General features: G+C 34.2%; 23 protein-coding genes. 13 read left to right on the plus strand and 10 right to left on the minus strand.

Annotated elements, in window-relative coordinates:
- Positions 1 to 42: 42 nt before the first annotated feature.
- Positions 43 to 672 carry a DUF1847 domain-containing protein gene (locus tag HNP90_RS03630; RefSeq protein WP_011976503.1) on the minus strand — a complete coding sequence of 210 codons (630 nt, stop codon included), beginning with the start codon at positions 670 to 672 and terminating at the stop codon, positions 43 to 45.
- A gap of 55 nt (positions 673 to 727) precedes the next feature.
- On the minus strand, positions 728 to 1204 hold the full coding sequence (locus tag HNP90_RS03635) for a pyridoxamine 5'-phosphate oxidase family protein (protein WP_011976504.1): 477 nt from the start codon (positions 1202 to 1204) through the stop codon (positions 728 to 730).
- Between the two features lie 331 nt (positions 1205 to 1535).
- Here HNP90_RS03635 and nifH point away from each other — a divergent pair, with 331 nt between their 5' ends.
- The 12 genes from nifH (at position 1536) to HNP90_RS03695 (ending at position 13614) form a co-directional block, all read left to right on the plus strand.
- Entirely contained in the window at positions 1536 to 2363 is an 828-nt protein-coding gene (gene nifH, locus HNP90_RS03640; RefSeq protein WP_011976505.1) for a nitrogenase iron protein, read from the plus strand.
- 42 nt (positions 2364 to 2405) lie between these two features.
- Positions 2406 to 2723, plus strand: a complete 318-nt coding sequence (locus HNP90_RS03645; protein WP_011976506.1) for a P-II family nitrogen regulator — start codon at positions 2406 to 2408, stop codon at positions 2721 to 2723.
- Between the two features lie 9 nt (positions 2724 to 2732).
- The gene (locus tag HNP90_RS03650) at positions 2733 to 3098 is read left to right on the plus strand and encodes a P-II family nitrogen regulator (protein ID WP_011976507.1); all 366 of its coding nucleotides are present in this window, start codon (positions 2733 to 2735) and stop codon (positions 3096 to 3098) included.
- Positions 3099 to 3151: 53 nt separating this feature from the next.
- On the plus strand, positions 3152 to 4582 hold the full coding sequence (locus HNP90_RS03655; RefSeq protein ID WP_011976508.1) for a nitrogenase subunit alpha: 1431 nt from the start codon (positions 3152 to 3154) through the stop codon (positions 4580 to 4582).
- Positions 4575 to 5963 carry a nitrogenase component 1 gene (locus tag HNP90_RS03660; RefSeq protein WP_011976509.1) on the plus strand — a complete coding sequence of 463 codons (1389 nt, stop codon included), beginning with the start codon at positions 4575 to 4577 and terminating at the stop codon, positions 5961 to 5963. Before HNP90_RS03655 ends, HNP90_RS03660 begins: the two co-directional genes overlap by 8 nt.
- A 23-nt stretch (positions 5964 to 5986) precedes the next feature.
- Positions 5987 to 7429 (plus strand): nitrogenase iron-molybdenum cofactor biosynthesis protein NifE, encoded by a 1443-nt coding sequence (gene nifE / locus HNP90_RS03665; protein ID WP_011976510.1) that lies wholly within the window; start codon positions 5987 to 5989, stop codon positions 7427 to 7429.
- Positions 7430 to 7445: 16 nt separating this feature from the next.
- Positions 7446 to 8822, plus strand: coding sequence for a nitrogenase component 1 (locus tag HNP90_RS03670; RefSeq protein ID WP_011976511.1), 1377 nt, complete (start codon positions 7446 to 7448; stop codon positions 8820 to 8822).
- Positions 8788 to 9108, plus strand: a complete 321-nt coding sequence (locus HNP90_RS03675; RefSeq protein WP_011976512.1) for a NifB/NifX family molybdenum-iron cluster-binding protein — start codon at positions 8788 to 8790, stop codon at positions 9106 to 9108. Before HNP90_RS03670 ends, HNP90_RS03675 begins: the two co-directional genes overlap by 35 nt.
- 576 nt (positions 9109 to 9684) lie before the next feature.
- Positions 9685 to 10986, plus strand: a complete 1302-nt coding sequence (gene kamA / locus HNP90_RS03680) for a lysine 2,3-aminomutase (protein ID WP_011976513.1) — start codon at positions 9685 to 9687, stop codon at positions 10984 to 10986.
- Between the two features lies 1 nt (position 10987).
- A complete protein-coding gene (gene ablB / locus HNP90_RS03685; protein ID WP_011976514.1) occupies positions 10988 to 11812 on the plus strand; it encodes a putative beta-lysine N-acetyltransferase in 825 nt (274 codons plus the stop codon).
- A gap of 149 nt (positions 11813 to 11961) precedes the next feature.
- Complete coding sequence (locus tag HNP90_RS03690) at positions 11962 to 12438, plus strand: CBS domain-containing protein (protein ID WP_011976515.1); 477 nt, start codon at positions 11962 to 11964, stop codon at positions 12436 to 12438.
- A gap of 9 nt (positions 12439 to 12447) precedes the next feature.
- Entirely contained in the window at positions 12448 to 13614 is a 1167-nt protein-coding gene (locus HNP90_RS03695) for a cation:proton antiporter (protein ID WP_011976516.1), read from the plus strand.
- 53 nt (positions 13615 to 13667) lie between these two features.
- On the opposite strand, the gene bioA is transcribed toward HNP90_RS03695, so the two are convergent.
- The 8 genes from bioA to HNP90_RS03735 all read right to left on the minus strand — a co-directional run bounded on the left by bioA (position 13668) and on the right by HNP90_RS03735 (position 21570).
- Entirely contained in the window at positions 13668 to 15071 is a 1404-nt protein-coding gene (gene bioA, locus HNP90_RS03700; protein WP_011976517.1) for an adenosylmethionine--8-amino-7-oxononanoate transaminase, read from the minus strand.
- A gap of 165 nt (positions 15072 to 15236) precedes the next feature.
- Positions 15237 to 16124, minus strand: coding sequence for a glycine betaine ABC transporter substrate-binding protein (locus HNP90_RS03705; RefSeq protein WP_011976518.1), 888 nt, complete (start codon positions 16122 to 16124; stop codon positions 15237 to 15239).
- A 15-nt stretch (positions 16125 to 16139) separates the two neighbouring features.
- Positions 16140 to 16973, minus strand: coding sequence for an ABC transporter permease (locus HNP90_RS03710; protein ID WP_011976519.1), 834 nt, complete (start codon positions 16971 to 16973; stop codon positions 16140 to 16142).
- Between the two features lie 13 nt (positions 16974 to 16986).
- Positions 16987 to 18156, minus strand: a complete 1170-nt coding sequence (locus HNP90_RS03715; RefSeq protein WP_011976520.1) for a quaternary amine ABC transporter ATP-binding protein — start codon at positions 18154 to 18156, stop codon at positions 16987 to 16989.
- A 346-nt stretch (positions 18157 to 18502) separates the two neighbouring features.
- Positions 18503 to 20311, minus strand: a complete 1809-nt coding sequence (locus tag HNP90_RS03720) for a tetratricopeptide repeat protein (RefSeq protein ID WP_011976521.1) — start codon at positions 20309 to 20311, stop codon at positions 18503 to 18505.
- 159 nt (positions 20312 to 20470) lie between these two features.
- Positions 20471 to 21103 carry a hypothetical protein gene (locus HNP90_RS03725; RefSeq protein ID WP_011976522.1) on the minus strand — a complete coding sequence of 211 codons (633 nt, stop codon included), beginning with the start codon at positions 21101 to 21103 and terminating at the stop codon, positions 20471 to 20473.
- Positions 21104 to 21143: 40 nt separating this feature from the next.
- Positions 21144 to 21299: a hypothetical protein gene (locus HNP90_RS03730; RefSeq protein WP_155810739.1), complete on the minus strand. Its 156-nt coding sequence runs from the start codon at positions 21297 to 21299 to the stop codon at positions 21144 to 21146.
- An 85-nt stretch (positions 21300 to 21384) separates the two neighbouring features.
- Positions 21385 to 21570, minus strand: a complete 186-nt coding sequence (locus HNP90_RS03735) for a hypothetical protein (RefSeq protein WP_048060397.1) — start codon at positions 21568 to 21570, stop codon at positions 21385 to 21387.
- 172 nt (positions 21571 to 21742) lie between these two features.
- Between HNP90_RS03735 and HNP90_RS03740 the strand changes: the two genes are divergently transcribed.
- Positions 21743 to 22180, plus strand: coding sequence for a nucleoside deaminase (locus HNP90_RS03740; protein ID WP_011976524.1), 438 nt, complete (start codon positions 21743 to 21745; stop codon positions 22178 to 22180).
- The last annotated feature ends 4 nt before the right edge of the window (positions 22181 to 22184 follow it).

Here is a 22184-nt window from a genome sequence, read left to right on the forward strand (position 1 = left end):
TCTACCATAAAGAAAGATGTGGAAATTATCTAAAATAAATATTTATTTTTTATTTTTAAATAATCTTTCCTTATAGTAGCTATTTGCGGTATAAATGGCCGCTAAAGGATTATGTCCTAAAACCCGGTCTTTAACACCAATTATTGTAACTGGCGCTTTTGAATATTTTATAAATAGTGAATCGTGTCCCACACAGAGCCCGAGTATGATATTTAGATCTGTTTTTGTTTCGTTTAAAAATAATGCTTGGCCGATAGGGTTACACATGGCTTCAAATTCAAATTCGTGAACTTTTTCATTTTCGGTTATTTTTAGGAATTCTTTAGGAATGCTTCCGGCCTTACAGATAACTGATTCAACTTCAAAATCATGATCCAAAAATATGTTTTGTAAAACTTTAGCTTCATTTGAAAGTCCGGTGCAAAATGCAATTCCAAGCTTTTTATAATTCATTTTTTTTGCAAACAAAATAGTTTCTTCAATTCGCGTAAGTTTACAGTATCCTTCTGATTCTACAAGTGCGGAATTATATGCAATTTTTTCATTTTCTTCTTTTAAATATAATTCTTTACTTTTTTCAACTATTTCATTAGAATTTGGACATTTTTTCGGCATTTTTTCAGGTTCGCCCGATTTACAGGCTTTTATATTGCATAGTGCACAATAATACATTAAATTCACCAAAGTACATACTGTTATATTTATATTAAGTTTTTTTGTTTGGTAATTATTCACTGTTTTTTAATGCAACAATGTCTTCTACTTCAGTTAATTTCCAAACATAAGTGTTATCTGCAGTAATTAAACTATCTATTGGATCATCAGGGTTCTGTCCAAGTGCTTCTAAAACCATATTTGATAAATTTTTTGAAATAATTAAATTTACAAACTGATTTCTAATTTCTTTCTTTTTTTCCAAGTGATATTCTGGAACAATTTTTCCTTGAAGTGTTATAAATTTATAACAAGACATATCTTCTGAAAATTTTTCAATTTCAACAGAAACGTAGGGGTTGTTTTTCAAAAGATCAATTTTACGACCATATTTTGTCGAAAGAAAGTAAATATTATTTTCGTTAAATACATATAAAAATGGTGCAATGTATGGATACTTTGGTCCCAAAAATGCAATTCTTGAAATATAATTTTTCTCTATAAGTGAATCGTACTCTTCACGAGCCATTTTAGGAATTTTAAACACCATTTCAAATCCCTCCAAAACAATGTTTCATATGATATTATCTAATTTTTAAGATTAATATATTATGTACTTTATGAAAATTTAATTATATTTCGATAAATTTTCCAATTATTAATTATTATTCATTACTTTTTTTCTTAAAAGTTAATTTAAAAGAATTACAGGACGTTTTTTTAGTTTTTATTGGGGTATCAACCTTATTTTTTTGATTGGATCGAAAACTTTATATATTGAATAGTAGTATAGGATAGTTCACCGGAAAGAAGCTTCCGTATAATAACTAAAAGATCGGAAATAAATTTCCGAAAGACAACAATATATAGAGGCCTAAAAAATGGTAAGAAAAATCGCAATTTACGGAAAAGGTGGAATTGGAAAATCAACCACCACACAAAACACAGTAGCTGCAATGGCTTACTTTCACGACAAAAAAGTTATGATCCACGGATGTGACCCAAAAGCAGACAGTACAAGGTTAATCTTGCACGGTAAACAGCAAACAACAATGATGGATACATTAAGAGAAAAAGGGGAAGAAGAATGTACTCCTGAAAAAGTTATCGACGTCGGATTCTGTGGCGTAAAATGTGTAGAATCAGGAGGACCTGAGCCAGGAGTGGGATGTGCAGGTAGAGGTGTTATCACTGCAATTACACTCATGGAACAACAAGGTGTTTACGAAGACAACCTTGACTACGTATTCTTCGATGTTTTAGGGGACGTTGTATGCGGTGGATTCGCAATGCCTGTAAGAGATGGTAAAGCAGACGAAATCTACGTTGTAGCATCAGGAGAAATGATGGCTCTTTACGCTGCAAACAACATTTGTAAAGGAATGGTTAAATACGCAGAACAAAGTGGTGTAAGGCTTGGAGGAATCATCTGTAACAGTAGAAACGTAGATGGTGAACTTGAATTATTACAAGAATTCTGTGACAAAATTGGAACACAATTAATCCACTTCGTTCCAAGAGACAACATCGTTCAAAAAGCAGAGTTCCAGAAAATGGCTGTTGTTGACTTCGATGACTCATGTAACCAAGCATTGGAATACAAAGCACTTGCACAAAAAATCATTGACAACAAAAACCTTGTAATTCCAAACCCAATGACAATGGACGAATTAGAAGAATTAACTTCAAAATACGGTTTCTTAGATTAAATACACTAAATTACTTACTTTAAATTTTCAAGAGGGCAAAAAATGAAAATGATTAGAGCAGTAGTCAGACCAAGTAAAGCTGAAGAAGTTGTAGATGCACTCGCTGAATCCGGATGCGTAGCTTTAACAAAAATGGACGTTATCGGAAGAGGAAAACAAAAAGGAATTAAAATCGACCAAATCTACTACGATGAACTTCCAAAAACAATGCTAATGATTGTAGTTGAAGACGATGCAGCAGAAAGCGTTGTTGAAACAGTTACAAAAACTGCATACACCGGAAGCTTTGGTGACGGTAAGATATTCATAAGTCCTGTAGAGGAAGCATACACCGTTAGAACAAGATCATGCGGATTATAAGGTGATTCTATGAAAGAGATAATCGCAATAATCCGGCCAAGTAAAATGGCTGCAACAAAAAATGTCCTCGAAGGCCTTGGATTTCCAGCAATGACTGCAAACAGAGTTCTTGGAAGAGGAAAACAAAAAGCAATTGTTGGAGAACTCGGATTCGAAATCGACAACAAAGAATTGTTAAACCAGCCTGGTGACATGAGATACATCCCAAAAACAATGATGACATTAATTGTTCCCGATGAGGATGCAAGCCTCGTAGTTGAAGCAATTATGAAAGTTAACAAATCTGGTCAATATGGTGACGGAAAAATTTTCGTTTGCCCAATTGAGGATATAATCACAGTAAGAACCTCTGAAAGAGGAGAATCTGCACTTTAATTAAATTAACCCCGAATAAATATACCCTTTAAAAATTTTTTAGGAGAGCGAACATGCCATTCTGTTTATTGGATGTAGATAAAGATATTCCTGAAAGAGAACAACACGTTTACATCAAAGATTCAAAAGATACAAACGGACATTGCCAAAAATGTAATACCACCACAATCCCAGGAAGTATGACCGAAAGAGGCTGTGCTTTTGCAGGGGTAAAAGGTGTGATTACTGGTGCAATAAAAGACGTACTACAAGTAGTACACTCGCCTGTTGGATGTTCCGCATACGGAAACGGTACAACAAAAAGATACCCAACAAACTCAACAATGCCTGATGGAAGCACATTCCCAGTTGAAAATTTCAACCTCAAACACATTGTCGGAACAGACTTAAGTGAATCCGATGTTGTATTTGGTGGAATGAAAAAACTTAAAGCAACAATTAGAGAAGGTGCAAAAGAGTACCCATTCGTAAATGCAATCTATGTTTACGCAACATGTACAACAGGTCTTATCGGAGACGACTTAGATGCAGTATGTAAAGAAATGCAAGCAGAACTTGGAAAAGATGTTGTAGCGTTCAACGCTCCAGGATTTGCAGGACCAACACAATCAAAAGGACACCACGTAGGAAACTTCACGATATTCGAAAAATTAGTTGGAACAAAAGAACCTCTTGAAACAACTGATTACGACATCAACCTCATTGGAGAATATAACATCGATGGTGACTACTGGGTTCTTGAAAAATACTTCGATGCTATGGGCATTAGGGTTCTCAGTAAATTCACAGGAGATGCATGCCACGATGAGCTCTGCTGGATGCACAAAGCAAAACTAAGCCTTGTAAGATGCCAAAGATCTGCAACATACGTAGCAAAATTAATTGAAGAAAAATACGGTGTTCCATATATTAAAGTAGATTTCTTCGGACCAGAATACTGTGCTGAAAACTTAAGAACAGTAGGTAAATTCTTTGGAAAAGAAATTGAAGCTGAAGCTGTTATTAAAAAAGAAATGGAAAAAATCCAGCCTGAAATTGATTTCTACAAATCAAAATTACAGGGTAAAAAAGTTTGGATTTCAGCAGGAGGGCCAAAAAGCTGGCACTTAGCTAAACCACTTGAAGAATACTTAGGAATGGACGTGGTAGCACTTTCAGGTCTTTTCGAACACGAAGATGGATACGAAAAAATGCAAGAAAGGGCAAAAGATGGTACAATTATCATTGATGACCCGAACACCCTTGAAATGGAAGAAGTAGTTGAAAAATACCACCCAGATATAGTTCTTGGAGGTATCAAAGAGAAATATTTCTTCCACAAATTAGGAGTATCTTCAGTAATGATACACTCTTACGAAAACGGTCCATACATTGGATTTGAAGGATTCGTAAACCTTGCAAAAGATATTTACACAGCAATCTACAACCCAGCTTGGAGTTTAATGGAATTTGAAGACGAAGAGCCAGGTGATACAAATGAGTGAATTAAACGTAATCAAAAAAGAAAGAACTTCAGTAATCAACCCGCTCGTAACCTGCCAGCCATTAGGTGCAATGTATGCAGTAATGGGAATTTATAGAGGAATGCCTTTAGTTCACGGATCACAGGGATGTTCAACATTCGTAAGATACGGATTCTCAAGACACTATAGGGAACCTGCAGATATTGCAGTAACTTCACTTCACGAAGATGCAGCAGTATTTGGTGGAAGAAAAAACCTGATTTCCGGTCTTGGAAACTTGGCACAAAGATTCAAACCTGATGTAATGGGTGTTGTAACAACCTGTTCAAGTGAAATCATCGGAGATGACGTTGGTGGTTTCATTAAAACCGCTAAACAAGAAATTATCAAAAAAATGGGTGAAGAAGCTGCTTCAAAAATAAAAATTGTTCAGATTAACACCCCAAGTTTCGTTGAACACCAGTACAAAGGATACGACAATGCAATAAAAGCAATTGTTGATACCTTAGCTGAACCAAAAGATGAAGAAAATGGAAAATTAAATATCGTTCCAGGAATTGTAAACCCTGGAGACATCAGAGAGGTAAAACACATGCTTTCACTCATGGGAGTTGAAGGTATATTACTTACTGATACATCTGATCCATTTGATTCACCACTCAGACCTTCAGTTGCTGAGAAAACCCCTTACTACCAAAAAGGTGGAACAACTGTTGCAGAAATTCAAGACTGTGCAAATTCACTTGGTACAATTTCACTTGCTAACTATGCAAGCAGTGCTCCTGCTTCACTTGAGAAAAAATACAACATGCCTTCAAAAGTGAGCGAAGCACCAATTGGTATTAAAAATACCGACAGCTTCATAAGAACCGTTAAAAAATTCACAGGAAATGACGTTACTGAAGAAATCCTTGACGAAAGAGGTATTGTAATTGACGCAATGGCAGACGTTGCATCAAGATACTTATTCGGAAGAACAGTAGCAATTTACGGTGACCCATCAATAACAGTAGGAATGGCAAGATTCATAACAGAACTTGGAATGATTCCTAAAGTGGTATGTACCGGAGCTAAAAATGACTACTTTATTGATGATTTGAAAAAAGTAGCTAAAGAATCAGACGAAGATATCGATGCACTTTCTGGACAAGATTTAAGAGCATTGGATGTTTACTTAAAAGAAAACCCAGTCGATTTATTGATTGGCCACTCAGATGGTAGATTGATGGCAAAAGACCTCGGAATACCACTCTACAGAGTAGGATACCCAGTATATGATAGAGTAGGATACCAAAGAAGACCAATCATCGGATACAATGGTGCTTTGAACCTTGTCGATGGAATAACAAATACAATCATCGATAAATACTACGAACCTCAAGACTGGAAACTCCAACAGTAAGCCCAAAATTAAAGAGGAATACTATGGTTTTGAACCTTGATACAGAAAACCGGAAAACGCAAAATGGAAATAACTGTGATGATTTTGACATAGAAGTCAAAATCCCAAAATCCATTTTCGAAAAATTAAAATCTATTGAAGCGTTAAAAGCCCGAGAATCGCAAATGTGTATTTCGGGAAAAGACGATTCAATTCCTACATGTGACAAAAACTCGACCCCAGGTATAATTACCCAGAGATCCTGTGTATACGGGGGAGCAAGAGTTGTTCTGATGCCTATAACTGATGCAGTACATCTCGTACACGGGCCAGTAGGCTGCGCAGCATGCACTTGGGATATTCGTGGAAGTAAATCTACAGGAGATAAACTTTATAAAAACGGATTCACAACTGATTTGCAGGAATCAGATATTGTATTTGGAGGGGAAAAAAAGCTTTATGAATCCATTCTGGAAGTACATAAGCTTTACAGCCCTGGTGCAATATTTGTTTACTCCACTTGCGTAGTAGGCTTGATTGGAGATGATATCAAAGCAGTTTGTAAACAGGCAGAAGAAGCAACAGGTTGTAGAGTTATTCCGGTACAGTCAGAAGGGTTCAAAAGCTTTAATAAATCTGCAGGTCACAAACTCGCATGTGACGCAATGCTTGACTATTTAATTGGCACAGAAGAGCCAGAAGAAGAGCACCCTTACAGTATTAATATAATTGGAGAATTCAATGTTGCAGGAGACCTCTGGGGAATTATTCCATTATATGAAAAAATGGGTGTAAAAGTACACACTGCAATTACTGGAGACTCAACTGTCAAAAAAGTTGCAAGTGCGCACAGATCTAAATTAAATATAGTCCAATGTCAAAAATCATCTAATTACTTAGCTGCCCAAATGCAGAAGAAATACGGAATACCTAACCTCAAAGTGAATTTCTTTGGAATCGACGAAACTACAAAGTCCTTAAGGGCAGTTGCAGAATTTTTCGGTGACGAAGAAATGATTAAAAAAACCGAAGAATTGATAAAATCAGAAGTTAAAAATCTTCGAGATGAAATTTCGGAATACAAAAAAGATCTAGCTGGTAGTACTGTTGCGATATATTCCGGAGCCCACAAATCTTGGGCACTGGTAAGCGCATTTGGTGAACTCGACATGGAAATTATCATGAGCGGTACCCAAAACGGAAAGCCAGAAGATTACCAAAAAATCAGAGAGCATGTCAATGAAGGTACATTAATTGTAGACGATGCAAGTTCAATGGAACTTGTACAACTTCTCAAAGAATACAAACCTGATATATTAATTTCTGGAGCTAAAGAAAAATATCTATCCCTGAAAAGTGGAGTTCCTCACTGTGATTTCAATCACGACAGGATAACTGCATTCTCAGGTTTTCAGGGTTTCATAAATTTTGCAAGAGTTGTACATACCGCAGTTATGACGCCAGTGTGGAAACTTTCTAGAAAATGATGATTAGAGGAATATTATGACTGAAAAAAAATTTGCTGTAATAAATCCCTGTAAAATATGCCAGCCAATGGGTGCAATATTCGCATTAATGGGTGTAAAGAATTCAATGCCGTTAATACACGGATCGCACGGATGCAGCACGTACATGAGATTCCAACTTGGACGTCATTTTAAAGAAGCTGTAAACGTGGCATCTACATCAATGAGTGAGGCAAATGCTGTACTCGGTGGTGAAGAAAATTTAAAACATGCGATCAGAAACGTGAGCAGAATTTATGGTCCTGAAATAATTGGTGTAACTACAAGCTGTCTTAGTGAAACTATTGGTGACGACGTTGAAGGAATTATCCGTTTATTCAAGAAACAAAATGATGATTTGCCTGAAATAGTCCCTATATCAACCCCAAGCTATAAACATACGCACGTAGAAGGATACGATTCAACAGTTAAAGCACTAGTGGAACACTTAGCAACTTCATCTAAGCCTAATTCCAAATTAAACGTGATTACTGGAATGGTTTCTCCAGGTGATATTGCAGAAACCAAAAAGTTGTTGCTTGAAATGGGGATAGAATCAATAATTCTAACCGATACTTCGGAATCTATGGACGCCCCTTACGATGGAGAAGTTTCATTCGTGATGTCTGCAGGAACTACTGTGGAAGAAATTAAAGACACTGCAAATTCATTTGCAACGATTTCACTCTGTAAGCATGCAAATTCCGCCGCCAAATTCCTCCATGACGCTTACGGTATAAAATCAGTCTCACCTTATCTTCCAATAGGTCTGCAGAGTACTGATGAATTCATTAATGAACTTTGTAAACTTACGAATAAAGATATACCTGAACAGATAACTAGAGAACGTGGTAAATTAATCGATGCCATGATCGACGCCCACCAACATAATTTCGGAAGAAAAGTTGCAATCTACGGCGATCCCGATGTCGTAGTTGGATTTACAAGATTTGTCTTAGAACTTGGAATGATTCCTTCAATTGTATGTACCGGAAGCGAAAGTAAAACTTTCGTTGAAGACATCGAAGCAGTAACTAAAGATAGCAAACATAAACCAGTAATCTTAGCTCCAGGGGATCTCTACGATCTCCATCAAGAAATTAAAAAATCAAAAGTGGATCTCCTCATTGGAAATTCATACGGTTCAAGAATTGCAGGTGCCGAAAATATTCCATTAATTCGAATGGGTTTCCCAATCTATGATAGAGTTGGAGCTCAAAGAATAACTTGCGTAGGATATACTGCAGGAATTAGGCTTGTAGATACAATAACCAACACCATACTCGACAGATACTTTGACGAGTTTGGCTGGGCATTAAATGAAGATACAGAGGTAGACCATGGAGACTTTGAAAGTAGCAATTGCATCAACTGATGGTGTAAATGTCAACATGCACTTTGGAGCTGCCACACATTTTCTTATTTTTGAAATAAAAGATAATGTAGCAGAATTTATGGAATTTAGGGAAAATCCAACAACAACAATAAAAGAACACACCGACAGGTGGAATTACGCACTTGATCTTTTGAAAGACTGTGGTGCAATCTTTTGTAGTAGAATTGGTGACAACCCCAAATCCGTTTTCGAAGGAAAAGGTGTGAAAATAGTCACAACAGAAAATACATTAAAAGAAGCTTTAAAAGAGTTTTTAACCGCCTAAATTATCTATTACTTATCAAATTTTAGTTATTATGCGATTTTCAAAACGATTACCCAAAATTAAGAACTTAATAATATATGATGAACGTGGTTCTAGGGTTTTATCATTAATTTCGCTAAAACCACACTTCTAGCTTTTGATTTTTGAAATTCTTTTTCTTAGGCCAAAAAGATTTAAAAAAAGAGAGGTACAGTGTGTACTAGTGAAATAATCCCCCCAGATCCCCACTTCACACTGATTTTTTTAAAAAACTTTACAGCAGATTTAATTATCTTAAACCTACATATGGATATTTGTTTTATGGGTTAATATAATTATGTGAATATTGTGGCAGGTTTAATGATAATGTATTAACAAACTTTTTTCAGATTTTAATTTTTAGCTTATGTTATAATAGTGTTATCCATTAATTATATATACTATCTTTTAAAAAAAGGATGTATAAGCCTTTTTAAATTTTGAAACCTCATATTTTCGGTTTTTCAATTTGTTATTTGGGATACCCCCTCATGTTGATATGTCTCGTTTAAATTTTGAAAGATTTAGATATATCGATTATATTTTTAGGTGATAATTTTGAACGAATTAAGTGACGAAAGTATAGTAAAATATACGAAAAAAATTTCAGAAAATGCTACGATTGATAATTGGAATGATTACAAGTGGCAACTTTCAAATTCAATTAAAGATGTTGATACTTTAGAAAATTTTCTTGGAATAACTCTGGAGAATGAAGAAAAAAAGGAAATTCAAAAAGCAATTGAAGTATTTCCAATGTCAATTACCCCTTACTATGCAAGTTTAATCGATATAAAAAATTTAGATAAAGACCCAATTTACAAGCAAAGTGTGGCATCTTCAAAAGAACTCATACTTGAAAATTTTGAAATGGAAGACCCATTATCTGAAGATGAGGACTCTCCGGTTATAGGAATAACTCATAGGTATCCAGATAGGGTTTTGTTTTACATAAATCCAAACTGTGCAATGTATTGCAGACACTGCACGAGAAAAAGGAAAGTTTCAGAGAAAAGCAGTAATCCTTCAAAAGAAGAAATTCAAAAAGCAATAGATTACATTAGAAATAATGATAAAATAAGGGATGTTTTACTTTCAGGCGGGGATCCCCTTTTACTTTCTGATGAATATTTGGACTGGATATTGTCAGAAATAAGCAGCATAAAACACGTTGAACTCATAAGAATTGGATCAAGAGTTCCTGTGGTTCTACCTCAGAGAATTACTGATAATTTAGTCAATACTCTAAAAAAATACCATCCAATCTGGATAAATACTCATTATAATCATCCTGTGGAGATTACAAAAGAATCTAAAAAAGCACTCGACAAACTTTCTGATTCTGGAATTCCACTTGGAAACCAAACGGTTCTTCTTGCAGGAGTTAATGACTGTCCATATGTTATGAGAAAATTAAATCAAAAGCTCGTTTCTTCAAGAGTAAGGCCGTACTACCTCTACCAGTGCGATTTATCAAAAGGAATTTCTCATTTTAGAACCCCCGTTAGCAAGGGCCTTGAAATTATCGAAAGTTTAATCGGACACACAACAGGCTTTGCAGTTCCAAGATACGTTGTAGATGCACCAGGAGGCGGTGGAAAAATTCCAGTAATGCCCAATTACATAGTTTCTTGGGGTTCTGATAGGGTAATTTTGAGAAATTATGAAGGAATCATTACAACTTATGTTGAACCATCAAATTATGGCGGATGCAGTAAAAGCTGCGATAAGTGTGACAGAATGTGTATCGGTGACTTTGAAATCAATCAAACAGGAATTGAAAAGTTAATAACCGATGTAGATAATTCAATCTCCTTAATCCCTGAAAACAACGAGCGCGTAGCCCGGAGGGATGACTAAAATGGAAAAAATAATCGAAATAAACGATTCAGTAATTCAAATAAGTGACTTAAATGATAGGATATACATAATGAAACTTGGAAAAGATGCAGATGGAGTAATTGGGAATGTAAATAACGTATGCAAGGAAAAAAACCTTTCGAAAGTTTTTGCAAAAGTTTCTGGAAATAAAAAGGAAATTTTTGAAAAAAATGGGTACATCTGCGAAGGAAAAATTAAAAATTACTTTTTGGATGATGATGCATATTTCATGTCTAAATTTTTTGAAGAATCAAGAAATATATCAAAATTTTCAAAAGAAGCTAAAGATGTTTTAAATTGTGTGGATACTGTTGACGTAGATTTATCTGCAAACATTGATGAAAAATTCCACTTAAAAATTGCAAATGAAACGGATGCGGAAAACCTCTCGAAACACTATTCGAAAGTTTTTGAAACGTACCCTTTTCCAATAAATGACCCAAATTACATATTAAAGACAATGCAGACAAACGTAAAATACTTCATACTCGAAGATAATGGTAAAATCGTTGCAGCGGCGTCTTGTGAAATGGATAGTAAGAACAAATGCGTTGAAATGACTGATTTTGCAGTTCTTGAAGAATACCAAAAATTAGGGCTTTCTAAATACTTATTATATATCATGGAAAAGATAATGAAAGACAACGGATACAGAGTTTTTTACACGATTGCAAGAAGCATATCCTATGGAATGAATATCACTTTCAAAAAAATGGGTTATACTTACAGTGGAACTGCAATTAACAATACAAACATCTGCGGAAACTTTGAAGACATGAACTTTTGGTATAAGCTCGTAGAATAACTTTCTAACTCTTTTATTTTTTTAATTTTTAAATTAACTTCAATTTTTTTCTATTTTTGCTAATTCCACCCTTATTTTTAAAATTAAAATGAAAAGTTTAATTATTTTAAAAAAACATAAGTTATACCAGAATTATTTTGAGGGGTTTTATGAAGGAACTTGAAACGGCAATTGCCAAGTATCATGCAATGAAATTAAAGGATATTCTTCCACCAAAAGATACCTTGCCTGTTGTATGCAATGATTCTTCAATTTTAGATGTTTTAGAAATACTTAGGACCCGCCACCATGTTTGGGTAATAAACTGTAAGGACGATGGAAAACTTATTGGAGTAATCCGCTATCTGGACGTTATTAATTTTATAATGCCTCCGGAGAAACATTCGACATTTATTGGAACTACTCGAACAGTATTAATGTCGATACAGGGCGGGGCGGAAGTTGCAAGCGAAGTAATGGAAAAAAGTGCGATTAAAATAAACTACAATAAATCTATATTGTATGCACTCGAAAAGATGAAAAATTATAACTTACAACTTTTAGCCGTAGTTGACGATGAAAATAAGCTTGTTGGGGAAGTTAGCCTCAGGATATTGATAAATAAGTTTCTTGATCTCTGCTTTTAGGTGTTTTTGTTGAGTATTTCGTGGGTACTGTTTACTGTTGGGCTATGTCTTATATTTGGAAAAATTGGAAACGAAATAATGTGGAGAATCGGGTTTCCAAGTGTATTTGGGGAAATAATTGTTGGAATAATATTTGGAAATCTTTTATTTTTCGGAATAGTTGATCCAACCCACTTAACGCTTCACGAAAATGATATTTTTGATTTTTTGTCCACGGTTGGAATTATGTTTTTGCTGTTCTTAAGTGGGCTTGAAATAGATATACACAAACTAAAAAAGACTGAATATATCTCGATAGTTGCAGCAGTATTTGGCGCGATATTTCCTTTAATTTTGGGATATATTGTTCTTTCTGAATTTGGTTATACTGCCAAAGAATCCATTGTTGGGGGAGTAATTCTTACTGCAACGAGTATTGGAATTACTGCAAGGCTTTTGATGGATTTAAAAGTTTTAAAAACAGATGTGGGTGCTGCTGCAATCAGTGCGAGTATTCTTGATGACTTTTTGGGGCTTATCCTCCTTATCCTCGCTGTTGGTTCTGGAAGTTTGCTCGGGTTAATTTCAGAAATTACAGTATTTTTCATAATTACTGGGTACTTTGGATGGAAACTGATTAACAAATATTTAATTTTTGCAGAAAAATTCCACATTGAAAAAACCGTTCTTTCATTTACAATCGCGTTAATGTTTTTATTTTCATTTTTATCAGAAAGCTGGTTTGAAGTTGCAATTGAAGGCGCATTCATGGCAGGATTAATCCTTTCAAAAACTTCTGAAGGTAAAATGCTTGCAAAAGAGATAAAATCAATTGGAAATTCATTTTTAATTCCGTTATTTTTTATATATACTGGAGCAAGGCTAAATTTAACGGCATTTTTAAATCACGAGGCTTTGATACTCGCCACAATTTTTATTGTAGTTGGAGTGTTGAGTAAGTTTGTTGGATGGGGACTTGGAGCAAAATTGATGGGTAAATGGAATCTTAAAAAATCAATACAGCTTGCATCATCATCAGTTCCAAGGGCAGAAATAGCGCTGATAAATTTAATGATTGCAGTTTCTGCAGGAGTAATCTTAGAAGAAAATATTTCAAAGTTTATTGCTGCAACGCTGATATTTGTTACATTTTCGATAGTTATAACACCACCGCTCTTAAAAAAAGTTTTTGAGTGATATAAATTATTAAAATTTTAAAAAAGAAAATAAAATCAATTAAAATTTATTTTTTAGAGTATTTTTTCATCTAAAAGTTCAGAAATTGATTCATAAATTTTTTTGGTAAGCAATTCAATTTCTTCCGGTTTAATTATCAATGGAAGTACGAATATCAAAGTGTTTCCAATTGGCCGGATGTAAATTCCTTTTTCAAGAAGTCTTGCGGCAGTTTTATATCCTGCTTTGTAGCCGTAATTGTATGGTTCTTTAGTTTCCTTATTTTTTACAAGTTCTATTCCAATCATGTAGCCTGATTTTCGAATATCTCCAACACAGGGGAATTCTTTTAATTTATCAAGGTTTTCATGCAATAATTTGATATTTGGCCTTATTTCTTCGCAGATGTTTGTTTCTTCTAAAATATTTACGGTTTCAATTGCAGATGCACATATAATCTGGTTTCCTGCATACGTGTGACCGTGAAAGAGCTGCTTACACTCGTCAAAAGTTCCTAAAAATGCGTTGTATATTTCATCGGTTGCAAGGGTCAGTGCAAGTGGCAAATATCCACCAGTAATTCCTTTTCCAAGGCAGATGATATCTGGTTTTTCCAATTCTTTTAATTCATCTATATCTGAATAAAATGCTCTTCCAAGCCGTCCAAAGGTTGCGATTTCGTCAAGTATGAATATAATATCAAGTTCTTTACAGAGTTTTGCAACGCCTTCGATGTATCCTTTTGGATATGGAATCATTCCTGCAGAGCCCATGACTCCAGCTTCTAAAATAACGCAGAATATCTCTTCTTTATTCGTTCTAATTAAATTTTCCATTTCTTTTAGACACTTCATTTCGCATCCTAATTTATTTTGTTCATCAGTGTCTTTAAAGTTGCAGTATTCACACCTGTAGCAGTATGGCGTACTTGCGTGATACCCGTCAAACAATAATGGTTTAAAACACCCGTGAAAGAGTTCACTTCCACCAACACTCATTGCACCAACGGTATCTCCGTGATAGCCTTCTTTGACTGATACAAATTTTGTTTTATTGGAAAATCCTTTTAATTTACAGTACTCAAAAGCCATTTTTACGGCAATTTCAACAGCCTCAGCACCATCTTCTGAAAAGAATACCTTTGTAAATTGTTCTGGTGAAAAATCAACGTATCTTTTTGCTAGAATTGCTGAAGGAACATTTCCACAACCAAGTTGGGTGGAATGTCCAATTTTCAATGCCTGTTTTGAAATTGCATCAGCTATTCTTTTCTCAGAGTGCCCAAAGAAGTTGCACCAGATTGATGAAACTGCATCCATATACTTTTTGCCGTTCACATCAATTAGGTAAATTCCATCCCCTTCTTCAATTAAAAGGGGATTTCCTTCTGAATATTCTTTCATCTGGGTAAATGGGTGCCAAACGTATTCTTTATCCCATTTTTCAAGGTCATTTTTTGAATAGTTTTCAGAGTTCATTTTAAACACCAGAGGTTTTTAAATTGTTTTTAATTTAATTAAGTTTTTTTTATCAGATATTATCTCAAAAATATGGATTTAGCAGATATAAGGTTTTTCGAAAAAAATTTTAAAAATGTTTAAAATAGCTTCTTTAAAACTTATAAAAAAATAAAGAATTTTTATTTAATTCATGTGTGAAGTCCATTCTGCTACAAGTTCAGGGTTATTTGCAACCCATTCTTCTGCAACTTCTTCTGGATCCATTCCTTCGTCACTGTATTTGTATATCCATTCGCTCTGAACGCTTGGATCAACTTCGAATTTTTGGAGGAATTCGTAGACTTCAGGGAAGTCATCTTTAAAGTCGTTTCTTGCAATGGTGTATACTTTGTCACCATCACCATATACTTTTTCAGGGTCATCCAACATCGTTATGTTGAATTTGAAGAAAACTGAGTGAGGTTCCCAAACTGTAACTATTATATTTTCGTTTTCATTCATTGCACGTGCAAGTTCAGCCATCATTGCAGGAGTACTGCTTGACTGTAGTTCGTAACCTTCTAAGCCGTATAATGTAATAGCTTTTTCAGTATTGGACATAATTCCAGCACCGGGTTCAATTCCAACAATTCTTCCATCGAATAATTCTTCATTACCGTTCAAATCAGTAATTGATTGAATTCCTGCTTCATAGGTGTATGTTGGAACTGCAAGACCAAGTGCGGTTTTTCCAACGTTTACATGAACCATTTCAAGCTGTTCTCCATACTGTTCCCAGTAATCCTGATGAGTTGTTGGTAACCAGCCTGCAAGTAATATATCGAGTTCGCCATCTGCAAGTTTTGCATAGGTAATTCCTGCATCAAGCTGATTTAATTCAACGTCGTAGCCCTGTTCTTCGAGAATGACTTTTACAACGTTTGATTTAACGGTAACTCCTGGCCAAGGGGGTAATCCGAATTTTATCGTGCCTTTTTGTGTATCTTCCACAACTTGGGAGGATTGAACACATCCTGAAAACATGACTGCCAAACCCAAAATAGCTATGGCAAATAAAGTCCCATATTTCATAAATTCACCTTTTTATTATATTTTAGATCCCACGAGGTTACGGGTAATCCTATCAAAAATTACAGCAAGAAATGTAACTGCAATACCTGCTTCAAGAGCAGGTGCTAAGCTATATCGTTGGATACCGGAAATTATAACCTCACCTAACCCGCCCGAGCCGATGAATCCGGCAATAACTACCATTGAGAATGATAGCATGATTGCCTGATTTACGCCCATCATTATTGAAGGAACTGCTGTTGGCAGTTCTATTTTTGTTAATATCTGCCAGGAAGTACCTCCAAAGGCCTTCCCAACTTCAATTAATTCTTCAGACACCTGCTCAATTCCAAGCGATGTAAGTTTTATTGCGGGAGGCATTGCAAAAATTACAGTTGCAATAACCCCTGGAACTTCCCCGATTCCAAAGAATAACACTGCTGGAATCAAATATGCTAACGAGGGAAGCGTTTGCATTACATCGAGCAATGGATCGAGCAGTGTGCTGACTAGTTTTGAGCGTGCTTTTACTATTCCAAAAGGAATGCCAAAAATAAGCGCTATCAGTGTAGATGTTATTATTAGCGATAGTGTAATCATTGATGTATCCCAAAGGCCCATCATCAAGATAATAACCAGGAAAAATGCCGTAAACGGAACCGATTTAAGATTAACCGTTTTCCAGACAAGTATCGAGATTAAAATAATCATCAAGTAGGGGTTTATTGCAAAAAGCAAGAATAGGAAGAAATCCACAATGCTTTGGATTACTGATGAGATAATGTCGAAAAATCCCGAGTAGTTATCGATTAAAAAGTCTATTAAATTTACCAAAAATTTTCCAATTCCAAGATTAAATGTATCTGCCAACGAAATCACGCTCTTAATTTTTTATCAGGTTAATTACTTCTTCAAATTCAACGTATCCTAAAAAGTTATTTTCATCGTCAACAACTGGAACGGGATAATCTGAAGAAATAAACTGAGGCAACCCTTGATTAATGGTTTTTACATCTTCTAAAGGTTTAATTTTTTGAATACAATCGATAATCTGTTCTGAATTTTGAAGTTCTTCTTTATTTACGACTCCAACGTATTTTCCAGAATCATCGAGTACGTATGCAAAATCAAGGCTCAAATCGCCTAAAATTTTAATTGCATTTTCTTTTTCCATTCGCGTATTTAGTGTAAATTCTGGTTTTTTAACAAGTGATTCAGCCCGAATTACTGTTGTTTTATCGACTTCTTTTACAAAGGATTCAACAAAGTCATTCTGAGGATTTAAAAGGATTTCTTCAGGTTGTGACAACTGAACGAGGCTTCCCTCTTCATTTAAAATCATGATCCTGTCGCCGAGCTTTATCGCTTCGTTCAAATCATGAGTTATGAAAATAATCGTTTTTTTCATCTTTTTCTGAATTTTTAAAAGAAGTTCCTGCATTTCAAGTCTGATTAACGGGTCAAGTGCGCTGAATGGTTCATCCATCAATAATATTTCCGGATTTACTGCAAGACCTCTTGCAAGACCGACACGCTGCTGCATTCCGCCACTTAATTCCGAAATTTTACTTTTTTCCCAGCCTTTAAGCCCAACGAGAGAAAGAGCCTTTTCTGACTTTTCAATTCTTTCTTCAAGTCCAATTCCCTGAATTTCAAGTCCGAGTGCCACGTTTTCTAAAACTGAACGGTTTGGCAAAAGTCCAAATTTTTGAAATACCATTCCAAAATACTTCCTTCTAATTTCAAGGAGGTCTTTTTCACGCATTTTGGATATATCAACGCCATTTTCAAGAACTATTTTTCCGTAGGTAGGCTTTATGAGCCTGTTGATGCACCTTATCAGTGTGGATTTACCGCTTCCGGAAAGTCCCATGATTACAAAAATTTCTCCACGTTTAACGTCAAAATTGATGTTTTTAAGTCCAACAACCTGTTTTGTTTTTTCTTTTATTTCTTTTCTGGAAAAACCTTCTTTAATTAATGGGTATGCTTTTTCTGGTTTTTTACCGAATATTTTGTATAATTCTGTTATCTGGATTATGGGGTCATTCATTTAATCCCTCTTAAGTCAACAATAATGTTTCAAATGTAAATTATGAATTTTAACGAATTATTCTTCGAAAAATGAGTTTCGAGTAGAAAATAATTTTAAAAATATTTCCAAATTCGAATTTAAGAATGCTTGTAAGAATACCTTAAATTTCTAAACCATACTTTATATACGTATGGAGTTAAGTATTTATAGTAGGTAATCAAAAAAACGTAAAAACTGTCAATTCGGTTAAGATACCTGATTATACTGACTTTTTAAAATTGAATATGGGATACCCCTGAAAAACAATGTATCTTTAAAATTTAGAAAAAATAGGATATGGATTATTTAATTATATTGGGGTTATCTAATTACCACCAAAAATTTTTTTGAAGAAATTAGCTAAAATGTATGAAAAACTATTGAGTTGATCTTCAGTATCTTGTTTTCCAAGTTTTGCCAATTCAAAGTTTGTATTTATTTCCAATGCTCTATCGTAACATTTTAAGGCTTCTTCATAGTTTTCAAGTTTAAAAAATATGTTTCCTTTGTTATTCCAAAGTTCTTCATCTTCTGAATCTAATTCCAATGCTTCATCATAGCATTCAATTGATTCTTCGTATCTTTCGAGTTTATAAAGAGTATCCCCTTTGTTATTCCAAATTTCTTTGTCATTGGAATCTAATTCAATGGCCTTATCAAAACATTCTATGGCTTCTTCGTATCTTTCAAGTTCAAAAAGGGCATTTCCTTTATCGGCCCATGCTTTTTCATTGCTTTTATCAACTGCAATAACTAAATCATAGCATTCAAGTGCTTCCTCATATTTTCCAAGTTCAAAAAGGGCATTTCCTTTATTTTGCTGTGCTTTAGTGTAATTAGAATCTATTTCTAAAGCTTTATCATAGCATTCTATGGCTTCTTCGTATCTTTCAAGTCCTGCCAAAGAATATCCTTTGTTTTTATATGCCTTACTATAGTTATTGTTTAATTCCAATGCTTCATCATAACAGGTTATTGCTTCTTCGTATCTTTCAAGTCCTGCTAAAGCATAACCTTTGTTATTCCAGAATTTCTCATTTTTAGAATCTATTTCTAAAGCCTTATCCAAACACTCGCTAGCTTCTTCGTATCTTTCAAGTTCGTTTAAAGAATATCCTTTTTTATTCCAGAATTTCTCATTTTTAGAATCTATTTCTAAAGCCTTATCCAAACACTCGATAGCTTCTTCGTATCTTTCAAGATTTGAAAGAGAACAGCCTTTACTATACCAAATATATTCATTTTTAGGATCTATTTCTAAAGCTTTATCATAGCATTCTATGGCTTCTTCGTATCTTTCGAGTTCATAAAGTGAATCCCCCTTATAGTAATTAGACTCGAGATAATCAAAATTTAATTCCAAAGATCTGTCAAAACATATTATGGCTTTTTCATATTTTCCAAGTTCATAAATAGCATATCCTTTATTACCCCATAAAACATAACTGCTAGAATCTATTTCTAAAGCTTTATCATAACATTGAACTGCTTCACTGTACCTTTCAAGTTTACATAATGTATTTCCTTTATCATTCCAAGCATTTAGATAACTAACATATTTTAATGCTTTATCAAAACATTCTATGGCTTCTTCGTATCTTTCGAGTTCATAAAGAGTATTTCCTTTATCCGTTAACATGTATATGTTATTTGGATAGGTTTCTAAAGCGATATCAAGGCATTCTATGGCTTCTTCGTATCTTTCAAGACCATATAAAGAGGCACCTTTCATATAGTAAACTTCTGGATTTTCTTCATATATTTCCAATGACTTATCAAAACATTCTATGGCTTCTTCGTATCTTTCAAGATCATGCAATGCATATCCTTTGTACTGCCAAGTGTCGTAATAGTCAGAATTGATTTCCAATGCTTTATCAAAACATTCTATGGCTTTTTCAGACTCATTTATGGCATATAAAATATAGCCCTTGCTGACCAGTGCTTCCATATTGTACGGATTAATCCTTAAAGTTTCATCAAAACTTTCAATTGATTTTTCAAAGTTTCCGTTTCCAAAATACTCAAGTCCACTGTCAATCCAGTCTTCTGTAGATGATCCAATCGTCCCAGCATAACAAGTATTCATAATAAAAAAAATTGAAAATAGTAGTAAAACCCCCTTTATTTTCAAAATAATCACCATTTATTTTTATTAATTAAATAAAGTTGTAAAAATTGCACATTTATCATGTCTTAATGGGCCATTTTATGCCCATAAAAATTATATTTATACCCTTATTAAATTATCGATTTAACTTCAACAAAAAAATAAAACTTATGAAAAAGTTATTTAAAAGAATTTTGGAAGTTCTAATTTTGGAAGTTCGATTTTAAATGGATCATTAGATTTTTTACTAGTTTTTTTCGGTTCAGCAGGCTTTTTACTAGTCGCTGGTTTTTTAGCACTTTTTGGTTTTGAAGTTTTGCCTGTCGGTTTTTTAGATCCTGGCTCTTTAGCTTTTGGTTTATTACTTGTAGTTCTTAATTTTGGCGTTTTTTTCTCAATAATCTTAATATTTTTTTGGGAAAATCCCATAGAGTCTCCTGTATTGATACTTCTTAATTCATATTTTAAATCTTCAAGTGTTTTGGTGCTGGTTTCACCAGTTAATACGATAAGTACACCTTCAGAATAATCTTGCATATATCGACTAACTTGTCCTAATAAACGGTCTACTTTTGCTTTTTTATCAAGGTTATGTTTAAGTTCAATTCCAACTGCCCGTTCAACTGCAATGTCACACAAATTTCTACCGCTTTCCATTCGAACTGAGTAGTTTGACGATCCGAAAAAAGAATTATTGTTTAAATTCGTTCTAAGATGGTGAAATAAGTCATCTTGATAACCTTTTTCGTTTGGGTAAAATTTTGGTTTCCAAACCTTAACACTATCATGAACCTTTGGAAAAAGTCCGCCTAACATAAAAATCCCCCTCAAAGTTAGTAAAAAAAAGATGAAGAAATTATTTTTTCTTGCATGCTTTTTTAGTAGTTTTTTTAGCACTTTTTGGTTTTGCACCTAAAATTTCGTTTGCAACTTGTTTACTAAAACTCTTTCTTCCGTCCCCCGTTAACATCTTATTAACCATGCCTTGTGCCGTAGTTGGACCTTTGGCCATTATCCCACCTCAAATTTAATAGTTAAATTTTTTTAAAAAAGTATATTTAAAAATGTCGATTTTGATTCGATAAAATAAATTTTTTTTACTTTCGCTTTTTTAAGTCAGTACCCAAATGTAGTAAAACTATGCAAAACACTAAACCCAAAATGCCTATGACTGAGTGCCCCAATATAAGGGCCAACCCAGTTATTGGAAGTACTAAGAAGAACGTTAATGTGATAATTATTTCCCCGAGAGTTTTTCGACCCGCATCTTCAATAATTCCCATAATAAACACCAGATAAACGTCATTTTATTGTCGGAGTAATATTATAAATTTAACAGTATATATAATTAAAAATGACTCGATAAAAATAATTTTTAGACTTATTCATTTCAGAAATTATAAATATTGTTTGTAAAAGAATTTTTTTAGATAATTTTGGATTAATGGTGGAAAATTGACTGATTTTATGGACGAAGCAATAAAAGAAGCTAAGCTGGGACTTAAAGAAGGCGGAATTCCTATCGGCGCAGTTTTGGTTTATAAAAATAAAATTATTGGCCGAGGACACAACAGACGGGTTCAAAATAACAGCGCAATTTTGCACGCTGAAATGGACGCGCTTGAAAATGCAGGAAGGCTAACTTCAGACGTTTATAGAAATTGCGAACTCTACACAACACTTTCGCCCTGCATCATGTGCAGTGGCGCAGTTTTGCTTTACAAAATTAAAAAAGTAGTGATCGGAGAAAATAAAACTTTTTTAGGTGCAGAAGACCTGTTGTTAAAAAATGGAGTCGCTGTTGAAGTTTTAAATGATGAAAGATGCGTAAAAATGATGAAAGATTTTATAAAAAATAACCCAAAATTATGGAATGAAGATATCGGAGAATAATTTA

The organism is Methanococcus maripaludis (assembly GCF_013760955.1).
GTDB lineage: Archaea > AGJL01 > Methanococci > Methanococcales > Methanococcaceae > Methanococcus > Methanococcus maripaludis_A.